Genomic DNA, 12,010 nt, shown 5'->3' on the forward strand with positions numbered 1-12,010 from the left:
GGTCGCCAGCAGGCCGGGGCCGGGCCGGCGTGGCCCGCTTGCGGGCCGCCTTGATGGCGGCTGGGTGCATGTCGTTCGGCAACTCAAGCTCGTCCGGTCACGCCTGGTCTTCGGGCTGCCCAAGAACGACCGGGACCGGCGCATCCCGCTGCCCGTGACGGTGGTCGACGCCCTGCGGGAACACCTCGACTGGTGCAAGCCGGTAGAGATCACCCTGCCGTGGGAGAACCCGTTCAGCGACGAACGGGTCACCGTGCCACTCGTGCTGACCACGCCGCGCAAGGGCGCGATCAACCGTGCGACCTTCGACGCCAAGAGTTGGAAGCCGGCGCTGACCGCCGCTGGCATCGTGCCGACCAGGGCGACGGGCATGCATGCGCTGCGCCACTTCTACGCCTCGGCGCTGCTCGACGCGGGGGAGAGCATCAAGGCCCTGGCGGCGTACCTCGGCCACGCCGACCCCGGGTTCACGCTCCGGGTCTACACCCATCTGATGCCGGCCAGCGAGGAACGCACGCGCCGGGCGATCGACGACCTGTTCCGGGACACCCAGCCGGGGCCGGACGCCCTGGAGGCGCCCTGAGCATGGTTGCGGGCGGCGTTCGCGCAGCTCACGGCGGGTTTCAGGTTCATAATCCGGCGTACAGGTCGACTCGTCCGTCGCCCACCAGGCCAGAGCCACGATCAAGGCTCTGGACTGCTTCTATTTCCTGGCGTCGATGGGTCATGGTCAACATTGGTCGGCGTTTGACGGCCTGGCGACGGCCTGACGGCCTGGAAACGGCCTGATCTTGAGTGCGGAGCTTCAGTTTGGAAGAGCGTCCTCGCCTGGTCGTGATGCCCGAAACGCCTGCGTCCAGCGGCAGAGCCGAATGCCGCTCGTGCCCGCTCATGACCGCTGCGCGTCACGGTTACTGGCCCGTGAGGTGCCCGCCGTCCGGCACACGCGAAGCGCCTACTCGCGGGCGGCCCTACGGACGCACCGCCTCACCCCGGGCTTCTCGACGAAGCAGGGCAGTTGAGATGACCGCAGCGAACACGCAAAAGCCTCCCGGCACGCAAGCAGCGATCCGCTGCTCCTGCGCCTTCAAGGTCAGATACTGAGCCTTGCCGATGACCGTCACCTCGCCGTGGTTGTTGACGACGTACGCTCCGGCACGATGCTCCGGCACACCCGGCGCACCACTGATGGCGAGAAATCCGACCAGCCAGAATCCGGCGAACAGCAGCCAGCTCGCGATAAGCACCCAACCGGGCATCGTTTCGCGCAACAGACGCCACAACGCCTGTCCGCCACCGGCACGGGTGCCGGTCTCTTGAACGGCGAGGCTCCTGACGGCGATGAGGGTGATGACAAAGCCCGGCAGCGCCAGCAGCAATGCCGGCGCCAGGATGATGGGCGTGGGCAGCGGAAGTCCTCCCGGGACCGTCGACGCTGCCAACAGGCCCGCGCACCAAACAATCCCGACTACCGCGATCCGCCGAGTCCACTTCACGGCGAGAAGCTACAACAGGTGAACAAGCTCGCGATGGAAGCGGATCTCCTCGTCGGGCAGTCGCCAGACCGTCCAGCCTCCCCGGGCGGGGACAAGGTGGAGCGCCCTACCGGACGTACGACCTTGGCCCCCCCCGGGGAGGCTGGTAGCCCTTGTGGGCTCCGCTGTCCCATTATCGAGCCACGAGCCCAGATCGAGATCAAGCAGATGATGCCGGTGTGGGTGCCCGGCCGGCCTCGACGCGCCAAGGATGCTGCCGACATCGCCCGCCTCGCAGCCGTTTTGGATTGCACGGAGTGATCGGGTGCCCGTTCGTCCGTCGCCCGCCAGGCCAGAGCCGCGATCAAGGCTCTGGCCTGCTTCTATTTTCGGGCGTGGTCTACCTGCGGCTGCGCGCGCACTGTGGGCCGGTCCTCGCTGCTCAACCGGTCGTGCTGCCCGAAACGCCTGCGGTCAACGGCGAAGACGCCCTGGTGCTGACGTCGACAGCGGGTCTGCGGGTCTGCCAGGATCGGCGGATGTTGGTGGGGGAACGGCCAGTGGTGATTGCGGTATGCGGGTGTCCGGGGGCTGGGAAGACCACCATTGCTTCGGCAACGGCCGGCCGCTTCGGTATCCCGTTCCTGACCCGCGACGAGATCAAGACTGGTCTTGGGCTCTCCTCCGCCTCCGTCGCCGAGGACGGGCGGGTCCGGCTTGACCGGGACTTCCACGTTGCCGGTGGTCCCGTCAGCCGCCGGGCCGAGGCCGTGATGGTAGACGCAATCCGGCTGCTCGCGGCCTCGGGGGTGAGCTTCGTCGTGGAGTCCTCGGTGCTGTCCCGCGAGTTGCTGGGCGTGCTGCTTGCGTGTGACGCCCGAGTGCTGGCTGTTCACGTCGTCGCCGAGGAGGCGGTCATCGGCCGGCGACTTGGCGCTCGGGCGGCCGGAGGCGGGGCCATCGACCAGCAGCTCCTGTCCCTGTTCCAGCGGGGTGAGATGAAGCGGTCGGTCTTCGAACCGCCGGAGGGCGTCGACGCCGTCGTTGAGATCGACACCTCAGAGCATGGAGCTCGGGCCATCGAGACGATCGTGGCGGCAGTCGTCGCCTTGCTCGGGCCGTCAAGAACGGGAGGCGGCTCGTTACCGATCGAGCCAGCAACGAACCATCGACCAGGGCCGGAAGGTAACTGGCGTCCTGGCCAGGCGGTGGAGTCGCTCCGGGCGAGTTGAGCGAACCAGCATGGTGGGCAGACAGTCGTCCAGGGTTGTCTGGCGTCACGTGTCCGTGGCCGATCACGCGGTGACGGTGTTTGCGACCCGGACGTACGATCCCGGGCATGCGCCCGTCTCCGGTCCGGCTGCTCGGATGCCTTGTCCTGCCGCTTCTGACGGCCTGTGGCGCTGAACCCTCCGCTGCGATGGCGGTCGCGCCGGTGACGTACACCTGCTGCGAGGCCCGGGACATCGACAGGCTGTACCAGCCTGGCGAGACCTTGACTGTGCACTGGACTGTCGTGCCCCCGGCCGAGCCGGGCGGAACCCGACCACAGGTCCAGTTGACCGCCCGCCTGACCGGTCCGTTCACGACCGTAGCTGACCTCAAGGCGGCAGCGGAAGGCAATCGGTCCACCTCGGGGTCGGTCACCTTCACGGCCGCTCCCGTTCGACCGTCCGGCACGCCCGACGAACGACCTGTCAGCACCATCGTGATCGGTCCCGATGCCCTGCCGGGCTACTACAACCTGGTTACGGCCCTGGTCGGCGACGACAACACAGCGAGCGGTGGGGCAAGCATCGTGCGGATAGTGCCCAGGCCCTGAACCCGGCGGCGCCCTACCGGACACCCTCCCAGGGTCGGCCGCCCCGGAGACGCCCTGAGCGCCGCGGTGGAACGCCGGCGTAGGTTCGCCGCTCGTGGTTGACCAGCCGCGCTGACAGGGCCACCATCGCGGGTAGGTGACAGCTCTCCTGACTGGGATCAACGGTGGGCAACGGCGCGGCGGGTGAGGTGGCGCTGTCCGTGCGCGGTCTGAGCAAGCGCTTCGGCGACCGGGTCGCGTTTGAGGGGATCTCCTTCGAGGTTGCCCGCGGGGAGGTCTTCGGGTTCCTCGGGCCCAACGGCGCCGGAAAGACGACCACGGTGCGAACCCTCGGCACGCTGCTCGCGCCGACCTCAGGCTCGGGTTCGGTCGCCGGGATCCCGCTCACCCCGGAAAACGGGCTGGCCATCCGGCGACGGATCGCCATCATGCCCGAGTCGCCGGGGCTGTATTTGCGGCTGAGCGTCGCCGAGGACCTCGCCTGCTTCGCTGATCTCTACGAGGTGCCGCAGCCGCGCGAGCGGATCGACAGCGCCCTGCGCGCCGTCAACCTCGCCGAGCGGGCCCGCGACATCTGCGGCACCCTGTCCGAGGGCCTGCGCCAGCGGGTCGCCCTGGCCCGGGCACTGCTCAGCGACCCCGAGGTGCTCTTCCTCGACGAGCCGACCTCTGGCCTGGATCCGGTCGCGGCCCGGGATGTCCACGAGCTGATCGACGGGCTCCGGCGGCGCGGCGTGACGATCTTCCTGACGACGCACCGCCTCGAGGAAGCGGAGCGGCTGTGCGACCGGGTCGCGATCCTGAACACGACGCTGCGCACCATCGGCCGGCCGGCGGAGCTTCGCGAACAGCTGTTCGCCAGGACGCTCGCCGTCCGCGTGGCTGCCCCGCTGCCCGAGCCTGATCGCATCTTCGCGGGTCTCCCCGGGGTCGACGGGTGGCACCTGGACGGCTCTGGGAGCTACGTCCTGGCGGTGACCGACTCGAAGGTCGCGGCGCCCGCAGTCGTCCGGGCGCTCGTCACGGCCGGCGCCGACGTGCTGTCGATCGGCGAGTCGCACCACTCGCTGGAAGACGTCTATCTCCAGTTCGTCGACGAGGACGGCGAGGCGCGACGCGGATGAACCTCAGTGCCCGGCGGGTGCGGGCGATCTTCCGCAAGGAGCTGCGGGAGTACCGACGCAACAATTCGACGGTCACGGCGATGGCAATCATTCCGCTGATCTTTCTGATCCAACCGGTGGTGGTCGTCCTCAAGTTGTCCGCGTCGGCGGCCGCGGCGATCGCACACGCGCACGTGCTGCTGTACATGCTGGCCATCCCGGCTCTGGTGCCCGCACTGGTCGCCGCCTATGCGGTGGTCGGCGAGCGCACACAGGGCACCCTGGAGCCGGTGCTGAGCGCACCGATTCGGCGTGAGGAGTTCCTGCTGGGCAAGGCGCTTGCGGCGCTCGTTCCGTCGGTCGCGGTCGCCTACGTGGTCTACGCGGCATTCCTTGCGTTCGTCGAGCTGTTCGCGGCTCCGGCTGTGGCGCCGACCCTGCTGCGCTGGCCGGACGTCCTCGCCCAGATCGTCTTCACACCGCTGCTGGCCGCGTGGTCGATCTGGCTGGGCATCGGCATCTCGGCGCGGGTGGGCGACGTCCGCGTCGCGCAGCAGCTCGGCATGCTCGCCGGCCTCCCGGCTGCCGTGGTGACGTCGCTCGTCGCGTTCGACGTTATCCACGCGACGGTTGGGCTGGCCGTCGGCTGCGCCGCCCTGCTGCTGGTCCTCGACGGGCTCGGGTGGCGGGCCCTGGCGGTGACCCTCAACCGGGAACGTTTGATCACCGGTACCCGGTGACGGTGCCGGCGGGCACCACGCCACGGACCGCTGCCGTGCGGGCAGCCGGGAGAGTGCTGCGCTCAGCCGCCTCAGGACGGGACCGTACCGATGCGCAGCCGGTTGCCGTCGGGGTCGGTCACCGCGAATTCCCGGCCCCAGTCCCTCCGCTCGATCTGGGCCCCGCCGTAGGCCGCGGCCACGGCGTCGACGTCGTCGACGTAGAGGTAGAGCAGCGTGTCCGGGCGGGCGTCCCCGGCATGTTCGGACAGGTGGATCTCCATGCCGTCCCGGGCGATGCTCACGTAGAGCGGCAGGTCCGGGGCGAAGCGGTGCTCCCACTGTCTGGTGAAGCCGAGGCGGGCGTACCAGGTCGCGGCGGCGTCGGCGTCCCTGGTGCGCAGGACGGGCGCAAGGCGTTCGCTCATCTGGACAGTGTGGACCCTTCAGCGCTGTTGTTGCAGGTCACCGGCATCTGTAGCGCCACCGGGCACACCGACCCGGACGGCCGCCCCGCGGGCATCACCACACCGACCTGTCCCACCGGCGCAGGCAGCTCGAAGCGGACCGGTGAGTGGACGGGTTGCGGGTCGTTCGTCGACGCGAACCGGGAACGGTCCGGCGGCCGTTGTCCGTCCCCCACTGACCCGCTCCGGCGAAGTACCGTCTGGATCATGCGCCTCGCCGCCGTACACGTCTACCCGGTCAAATCCCTCGGGGGCCCCGGTGTCGGCCGGACCACGGTCGAGCCCTGGGGGCTACGCCACGACCGGCGTTGGCTCGTTCTCCACCCGGACGGCAGCTACCTGACCGCGCGTACCGAACGCCGCATGCTCGGCGTCACCGCCGAGCCCGTGGCCGGGGCGATCACCCTCATCGGGCTGGACGGCTCCACCCTCACCGTCCCGGAGCCGGTGGACGGGCCGCCGGTCGCCACGGCCGTCTCCCGGCTGGACAGCGTGCGGCTTGCCGGCGACGAGGCCCACGAATGGCTGTCCGCCCAGTTCCAGCGCCCGTTACGGCTGGCCTGGCTCGACAACCCCCGCCGCCGGCCGGTCTCGGCCGAACACGGCGGCCGCCCCGGCGACCCGCTGAACCTGTCCGACGCCGGTCCACTGCTCGCCACCACGCTGCCCTCCCTGCGCCGACTGAACGAATGGATATCCGAGGGCGCGGCCGAGCGTGGAGAGCAGCCGCCGCCACCCGTGCCGATGGCACGGTTCCGGCCCAACGTGGTCATCGACGGGCCGATCGGGCCCTTCGCCGAGGACGGCTGGAGCAGCGTGCGTATCGGCGAGGTCGACTTCCGCTTCGCCGAGCGCTGCGACCGCTGCCAGCTCACCCTGATCGACCCGAGCACCTTCACCACCGGCAAGGAACCCATTCGTACCCTCGCCCGCCATCGCAGGGAGCATCGGCGAACCTGGTTCGGCGTACGGCTGATCCCGATGAACACCGGTGAGATCCACGTCGGCGACCGGGTCAGCGCCGGATGAGCCGCCGGCCTGGAGGGTTCGGTCCAGCACGCCGGATCGGAGAGCGCTTCGTACGTCACCGCCTGCGCGCGGCAGCCCTTCAGTGCCGCCGCGGCCCTGTCCACCGTCGCGCCGGCACCCGTCGGCCGGTCGGCCATCGACGCGTCAGGTCAGTCGCGACGGGAGGCGGACCTCCGGCAGGCCCAGCCACGAGGCCAGCGCCGCCAGTTCGGCGCGCACCCCGGCGGTCATCTCCGGGGTGAACGGGATGTCCTCGTGGACCGCGTCCACCCGCAACGCCTTGACCCTGCGGTCGGCCGTCGCGTCGAGCTTGCCGACCAGCCGGTCGTGGTGCAGCACCGGCAGGGCGAAGTAGCCCCAGCGGCGCTGCGCCTTCGGCACGTACATCTCCAGGCGGTAGTCGAAGTCGAAGAGCTCCAGGGCGCGCTTACGGTCGTGCACCAGCCGGTCGAAGGGGGAGAGGAGGGCGGTGCGCCCGGCGAACGGCGCGCCGTCGAGCGCGGCCGGGTCGACCCGCCAGGGGCCGGAGGTGCCCTCGATCTCCGCCGGCTCGCCGGCCTCCCCGACCACGAGGGGGCGGGCGACGCCGAGCGAGCGGAGCTGCCGCTCGTCGCGCGCCCGGCGGGCCTGTTCGGCCGGGACGGATGGCGTGCCGGGCGGAAAGACCCGCTCGGCCAGGTCCCAGGTCCGCTGCCGGCCGATCCGGCCGGAGACGGCGACCTCGCCGCGTGCGGCGAGGAACTCCAGCATCTGGGTGACGTTGCGGTTGTTGGTCCAGCCGGTGGACGGCCAGGGCACCACGCTGCGATCCTCCACGTCCCGGCTGAGCAGCGGCCCGGTGTCGCGCAGCAGGTCGAGCACGTACCGGCGGAACGCGTCGTTGGCGGCCAGCCAGTCGCGGCGGTGGCCGTCCTGCGGCCAGGCCGCCATGTCGGCCAGATGCAGCCGCAGATCGGTCATCGGCCGGATCATCGCCCGGTGCTCGAACAGGGCGCGCTCGTGCTCCAGCGCCCGGGTCAGCTGCTCCGGCCGGTACGCCGGGCCGAGACGGGTCCAGGCGACCAGGTCGGCGTTGGGCGCCACCGCGGCGGTCGGGTCGATCTGCAGGAAGGTCAACCGGTCCACCACCGACAACAGATCGGTGGGCCGGTCCGCGTCGAGGAGTTGGGCGCGGACGGCGACGCGGCGGGCGGTGGCGCGGTCGAGCCGGTGCGGTGCCATGCGGGGAGGCTACTGCCGACGGCGGACATCCTCCGCCGGGCCGACGGGGACAGCACCCTATGTAGAGTTCCGATACAGTGCGCCCATGCGGATGACGATCCCCGTGGCGAAGGTGCTCGCCGTGCTCCTCGCCGACCCCGACGATCCGCGCTACGGCCTCGACCTGATGAGGCTCACCGGCCTGCCCAGCGGCACCCTCTACCCGGTGCTGCACCGGCTCCGGGCGGCCGGCTGGCTCGCCGCCGACTGGGAGGAGCTCGACCCGGTCGCCGCCGGCCGGCCCGCCCGCCGCTACTACCGACTCACCGCCGAAGGGGTACGCGCCGCCCGCCCGGCCATGGCCGAACTGCGGTCCCTCGCCCCCGACCACCGGCCGGCCATCGGCGACATCGCGCCGACGGGAGCCCCGGCATGGTGACCCGGCGGCTGGCCGGGTTCCTGCTCCGCGCGGCGGTCCGGCGCTGGCCGGCGGAGCAGCGCGACGAGTTGTCCCGGGAATGGGCCGCCGAGCTGCACGTGCTGGCCGGGCGGGGGGAGCGGTGGCGGATGCTGCGCTTCGCCGCCAGCCTGGCCGCCAGCCGGGCGGGCGCGCCGGTCGTCGGGCGGGTCCGGTTCGACGCCCGGGCCCGCCGGACGGCGGCCACCCTGCTGCTGGCCCCGTCGGACTGCCTGGCCATCCCCCTGGCCTCGGGCCTGCTGATGAACGTCGTGCTCAGCCGAGCCTTCGCCGCAGCGCGCTGGCTGGCCGATGCCCGGCCCGCGGTGCTGACGGTTCTCACGGCCGGTCTCGCGGTGCTGCTGGCCCGGCTCGCCCACCGTGGCGTCGCCCGCGGTGCCCGCACCGGTCCGATCCGGACCGCGCTCGGCATCATGCTGCCCGTCGGCCTGACCGCCATCGGTGCGGAGTACGCCTTGAACCAGGCCACCGACGACCTGGTCCGCGTCGCGCCGGCCCTGCTGGTCTGGCTCCCCGGCCTCACCCTGGTGCTCCACCGCGTGGGGGTGTTCGCCGGCCGAGGCCGGACCCGGGCCGCCTGGTGGGTCGGCGTGCTGGGCGCGATCGTCGTCGCCGACCTCGCCGTGGCGCTCATGGTGGTCGACAACATCCCCGGCGGTCCGGAGACCGTCATCGACGGGGTGGCACAGGCCGACACTGTCGACCGGATCTCCGCGCCACTGTGGCTCTTCACCGGCTTGACCGACTCGTCGTTCGGGCTGCCCCGACCGACACCGTCGGAGATCTTCCTGATCAGCGACCTGGTGGAGCTGCAACCTTTCCTCTATCTGGCCTGCACCCCGTACGCGCTGGCGTACGCCGTCGCGGCGGCCCGACCTGCGGACCCGGCCGGCGTTCCGTCGGCCGGCTCGGTGCCGTCGCCCGCCTAGCCCTCTCGCCGGGCCCACCCGCGGCGGACAGCCCGGGCTGGACCGTCAGGCGGACCAGGCGATGATCCGGGCCGCCCGCTGATAGTGCCGGGCCAGCTCGGCGTCGATCCGTTCGACGCGGGCGTCGGTGAGCACCACCCTGGGGTCCTGCCAGGCCCGCGTGGTGAGCATCCGGTGACGCAGGCCCGTCGGGGGATGGCTGGAGAACAGCGAGGTTTCCTCGCGGATGGTGAGCTGGCGTTGCAGGGGCAGCTGGTCGGCGGCGCCGTCCAGCGCGCGGGACATGCCGGCGCGCCAGGTGGCCGGACCGTGTCCACCCCGCGCCCCCTGGCGGACCACCAGGACCAGCGACTCCACGCTGACCAGCACGTCCAGCAGGCGGCCCGCCGCGGTCGTGCCAGCCGCCCGGGCGGCCAGCTCGTCGGCCAGGTACTCGCCCCGCTGGCTGTCCCGCAGCGCGGTGACGACCAGCACCAGGTGGCCGGCGAAGAGCAGCTTCGACAGCAGCCACGACAGGATCCGGCCCAGCCACTCGCCGAGCAGCTCCAGCAGGCCGGCACCGTGCGTGCGGTCCGCAGGGCGGAACAGGTCGGCGGCGTTGCCGAGCATGGTCAGCGCCGGTTGGGTCAGCGGGCCACGGCGCACGTCGCCGTTGACGAAGTGGCCCAGCTCGTGACCGAGCAGCGCGACGCGCGCCTGCCCGTCCAGCGCCCCCCACAGTGGCAGCCCGAGGTAGAGCACCCGCTGTCGGCGCAGCCCCACCGACCACGCCGCCGCGTTGATGTCGTTGACCACGGCGACGACGTGCGGCACCGGCGCGCCGGTCGCGGCTGCCACCTCCTCGATCAGGGCGTGCAGCTCGGGCGCCTCCTGGCGGGTGAGCACCTCCGCGTCCGGGTCGATCCGGCCGAAGCGCGGGCGCAGCGCCACCGCCAGCCCGATCAGCGCCAGCCCGAACACCACCGCGAGGTTCGGGAACGGGTACGCGAACAGCAGCCACACCCCGGCCGCCGCCAGGGCCAGGACGCCGAGCAGGAGCAGCAGCGAGACGCCGACGGTCACCGCCCCGGCCGGCCCCAGCCCGGCGGGCTCCAGCGGCCGGCCGACCAGGGCGATGTACTGCCGACGGGTCAGCCGGGCCGCCAGGCGGTGCGTCCACCGGTCGATGGGGGACCAGCCGAACTCGGGTGCCTGACGGGCGCGGTCGTAGCAGTCGAGGTTCCATTCACAACCGGCGCACCAGGGCATCGCCCCGCGGATCGACACCGTCTCCGCACCGCACTCCGGACACGCCCCCGTACCGGCCTTCGTGGTGATCATGAATGTCGATCTTCACCGGAAGCGGCCGCCGGGGGTACCGGCCGTTCGGGGGAGCCGATCACGTCGGGCAGGGGAGTCGTTCCAGCGCCGCGGGGTTGGCCGAGCGGCCCACCACCTGCGCGAAGCACCCGGTGGCGGTGGCCCGCTGCCAGCCGAACACCGACGCGGCGGTCTTTGCCACGCGTACCCGGAAGACCAGTCGGACGCCGGCGACGTCAGCCTCCACGGTCAGCACCTCGACCCCGCTCGTCGCCTCGGCGGTGTCCCGCAGGGTTGCCTGAGGCGCGGACGGCGTGGCCAGCAGGGCCGCTCGGGTGCGCTGTGCGGTCGCCGTAACCTCGCGGTCGGCCCGGCGTTGCAGATGTCGCTGGGACCGGTCCCGGAGCAGCGGCAGCGCCACCGCCGTCCCCACTGCGGCGACGACCACGAGCGCCGTCCCGGCGAGCAGCCGGCGCCGCAGGCGTGCCCAGTGTCCTCCGCCGTACCGCACCCCCGGATTGTCCGTCACCGACCGGTCGCCCGGCTGCCCCGTTCCTGTCGGTTCCGTCCCCGGTCGCCGGGTAGCTGGTCTACTGTGGAGGACATTAGCGGTTATTTCGGGCGTTCCGGTGGCGGTCGGTCGCTTACCGGTGCACAGTGATCGCATGAGCGACAACGGAAGTGGTGGGCACTACTACTGGTGCACGCGACACCACCGGGTCGAGACCGATGCCGACGTGTGCCCCGCGAAGCACGTTCTCGGACCGTACGCCTCAGCCGTCGACGCGGAGAACGCCCTGCAGCAGGTGCGGGAGCGCAACGAAGCGTGGGAGGCCGAGGACGCCCGTTGGGCCGGGGAGGACAGGTAGACGGCGCGGGACGGCCCGCGTCGAGGTGATCCGTGCTCCGCGAGGTCGAGAGCACGTCCCCAAGGAGGGAACCGAGATGGCCGTAGCACAGCAGGCCACCACCCGCCCGACGGCGAAACGTACGACCGCGAAGAAGACCGGCGCGGCGAGGCGGACCGTGGGTGCGACCACGGCCCGGACGGCCACGGTCACCAAGGCGTCGCCGAACGCCTCGGGCGCCGGCGCCGGTCGGATGCCGGCGAAGAAGGCGGCCGCCAGGAAGGCGGCCGCCAAGAAGGTGGTGTCGGCGGCCCGGAAGGCACCCGCCAAGACGGCGCCGGCCACCAGGACCACCGCGAAGAAGGCGCCCGCCAAGAAGGCCGCCGCCAAGGCCGCCACGGCGAAGAAGGCCGCCGTCAAGGCCACCACGGCGAAGAAGGCCGCCGCCAAGGCCACCACGGCGAAGAAGGCCGCCGCCAAGAAGGCTCCGGCGAAGAAGACGACCGCCGCCGCGAAGACCGCCGCCGCAAAGGCCGCGGCCGCGAAGAAGACCACCGCGGCGAAGAAGGCTCCCGCGAAGAAGACCACCGCTGCGGTGAAGAAGGCTCCGGCGAAGAAGGCCACCGTGGCGAAGAAGGCTC

Annotated in this window: 15 protein-coding genes; 10 read left to right on the top strand and 5 right to left on the bottom strand. The window is 71.8% G+C overall.

Translation table 11 applies throughout. From position 1 onward, the window contains the following. Positions 1-583 (top strand): tyrosine-type recombinase/integrase (locus tag ACL02O_RS31755; protein WP_412821871.1); only part of this gene is annotated, 583 nt, incomplete at its 5' end. 388 nt (positions 584-971) lie between these two features. Here ACL02O_RS31755 and ACL02O_RS31760 read toward each other — a convergent pair. Beyond that, positions 972-1,496, bottom strand: coding sequence for a hypothetical protein (locus tag ACL02O_RS31760; RefSeq protein ID WP_412821872.1), 525 nt, complete (start codon positions 1,494-1,496; stop codon positions 972-974). Positions 1,497-1,870: 374 nt separating this feature from the next. Here ACL02O_RS31760 and ACL02O_RS31765 point away from each other — a divergent pair, with 374 nt between their 5' ends. The 4 genes from ACL02O_RS31765 (at position 1,871) to ACL02O_RS31780 (ending at position 5,140) form a co-directional block, all read left to right on the top strand. Further along, positions 1,871-2,707, top strand: a complete 837-nt coding sequence (locus ACL02O_RS31765) for a P-loop nucleotide/nucleoside kinase family protein (RefSeq protein WP_412821873.1) — start codon at positions 1,871-1,873, stop codon at positions 2,705-2,707. A 107-nt stretch (positions 2,708-2,814) separates the two neighbouring features. After that, on the top strand, positions 2,815-3,297 hold the full coding sequence (locus tag ACL02O_RS31770) for a hypothetical protein (protein ID WP_412821874.1): 483 nt from the start codon (positions 2,815-2,817) through the stop codon (positions 3,295-3,297). Between the two features lie 164 nt (positions 3,298-3,461). Continuing rightward, a complete protein-coding gene (locus tag ACL02O_RS31775; protein WP_412821875.1) occupies positions 3,462-4,421 on the top strand; it encodes an ABC transporter ATP-binding protein in 960 nt (319 codons plus the stop codon). Between the two features lie 17 nt (positions 4,422-4,438). Beyond that, the gene (locus ACL02O_RS31780) at positions 4,439-5,140 is read left to right on the top strand and encodes an ABC transporter permease (RefSeq protein ID WP_412821876.1); all 702 of its coding nucleotides are present in this window, start codon (positions 4,439-4,441) and stop codon (positions 5,138-5,140) included. 71 nt (positions 5,141-5,211) lie between these two features. On the opposite strand, the gene ACL02O_RS31785 is transcribed toward ACL02O_RS31780, so the two are convergent. After that, positions 5,212-5,547 carry a glyoxalase superfamily protein gene (locus tag ACL02O_RS31785; RefSeq protein ID WP_412821877.1) on the bottom strand — a complete coding sequence of 112 codons (336 nt, stop codon included), beginning with the start codon at positions 5,545-5,547 and terminating at the stop codon, positions 5,212-5,214. Positions 5,548-5,793: 246 nt separating this feature from the next. Here ACL02O_RS31785 and ACL02O_RS31790 point away from each other — a divergent pair, with 246 nt between their 5' ends. Continuing rightward, entirely contained in the window at positions 5,794-6,615 is an 822-nt protein-coding gene (locus tag ACL02O_RS31790) for an MOSC domain-containing protein (protein ID WP_412821878.1), read from the top strand. A 144-nt stretch (positions 6,616-6,759) separates the two neighbouring features. Here ACL02O_RS31790 and ACL02O_RS31795 read toward each other — a convergent pair whose 3' ends face one another. Further along, positions 6,760-7,836, bottom strand: coding sequence for a DNA glycosylase AlkZ-like family protein (locus tag ACL02O_RS31795; RefSeq protein ID WP_412821879.1), 1,077 nt, complete (start codon positions 7,834-7,836; stop codon positions 6,760-6,762). An 85-nt stretch (positions 7,837-7,921) separates the two neighbouring features. Here ACL02O_RS31795 and ACL02O_RS31800 point away from each other — a divergent pair, with 85 nt between their 5' ends. Then, positions 7,922-8,254 carry a PadR family transcriptional regulator gene (locus ACL02O_RS31800; RefSeq protein ID WP_412821880.1) on the top strand — a complete coding sequence of 111 codons (333 nt, stop codon included), beginning with the start codon at positions 7,922-7,924 and terminating at the stop codon, positions 8,252-8,254. Continuing rightward, a complete protein-coding gene (locus ACL02O_RS31805) occupies positions 8,248-9,222 on the top strand; it encodes a hypothetical protein (RefSeq protein ID WP_412821881.1) in 975 nt (324 codons plus the stop codon). Before ACL02O_RS31800 ends, ACL02O_RS31805 begins: the two co-directional genes overlap by 7 nt. 45 nt (positions 9,223-9,267) lie before the next feature. On the opposite strand, the gene ACL02O_RS31810 is transcribed toward ACL02O_RS31805, so the two are convergent. Continuing rightward, positions 9,268-10,542, bottom strand: coding sequence for a M48 family metallopeptidase (locus ACL02O_RS31810; RefSeq protein ID WP_412821882.1), 1,275 nt, complete (start codon positions 10,540-10,542; stop codon positions 9,268-9,270). A gap of 58 nt (positions 10,543-10,600) precedes the next feature. Beyond that, entirely contained in the window at positions 10,601-11,032 is a 432-nt protein-coding gene (locus ACL02O_RS31815) for a hypothetical protein (protein ID WP_412821883.1), read from the bottom strand. A 154-nt stretch (positions 11,033-11,186) separates the two neighbouring features. On the opposite strand from ACL02O_RS31815, the gene ACL02O_RS31820 reads away from it, so the two are divergent. Continuing rightward, complete coding sequence (locus ACL02O_RS31820; protein ID WP_412821884.1) at positions 11,187-11,390, top strand: hypothetical protein; 204 nt, start codon at positions 11,187-11,189, stop codon at positions 11,388-11,390. Between the two features lie 76 nt (positions 11,391-11,466). Further along, on the top strand, positions 11,467-12,010 hold a 544-nt coding region (locus ACL02O_RS31825), incomplete at its 3' end, for a histone (RefSeq protein WP_412821885.1).

It is taken from the genome of Micromonospora mangrovicola, assembly GCF_047200535.1.
In the GTDB taxonomy this organism is placed as follows: domain Bacteria; phylum Actinomycetota; class Actinomycetes; order Mycobacteriales; family Micromonosporaceae; genus Micromonospora.

Excerpts from the sequence above, each read along its gene's own strand:
- ACL02O_RS31770 (WP_412821874.1), top strand. The coding sequence starts at position 2,815 with ATGCGCCCGTCTCCGGTCCGGCTGCTCGGATGCCTTGTCCTGCCGCTT.
- ACL02O_RS31785 (WP_412821877.1), bottom strand. The coding sequence starts at position 5,547 with ATGAGCGAACGCCTTGCGCCCGTCCTGCGCACCAGGGACGCCGACGCC.
- ACL02O_RS31790 (WP_412821878.1), top strand. The coding sequence starts at position 5,794 with ATGCGCCTCGCCGCCGTACACGTCTACCCGGTCAAATCCCTCGGGGGC.
- ACL02O_RS31795 (WP_412821879.1), bottom strand. The coding sequence starts at position 7,836 with ATGGCACCGCACCGGCTCGACCGCGCCACCGCCCGCCGCGTCGCCGTC.
- ACL02O_RS31800 (WP_412821880.1), top strand. The coding sequence starts at position 7,922 with ATGCGGATGACGATCCCCGTGGCGAAGGTGCTCGCCGTGCTCCTCGCC.
- ACL02O_RS31805 (WP_412821881.1), top strand. The coding sequence starts at position 8,248 with ATGGTGACCCGGCGGCTGGCCGGGTTCCTGCTCCGCGCGGCGGTCCGG.
- ACL02O_RS31810 (WP_412821882.1), bottom strand. The coding sequence starts at position 10,542 with ATGATCACCACGAAGGCCGGTACGGGGGCGTGTCCGGAGTGCGGTGCG.
- ACL02O_RS31820 (WP_412821884.1), top strand. The coding sequence starts at position 11,187 with ATGAGCGACAACGGAAGTGGTGGGCACTACTACTGGTGCACGCGACAC.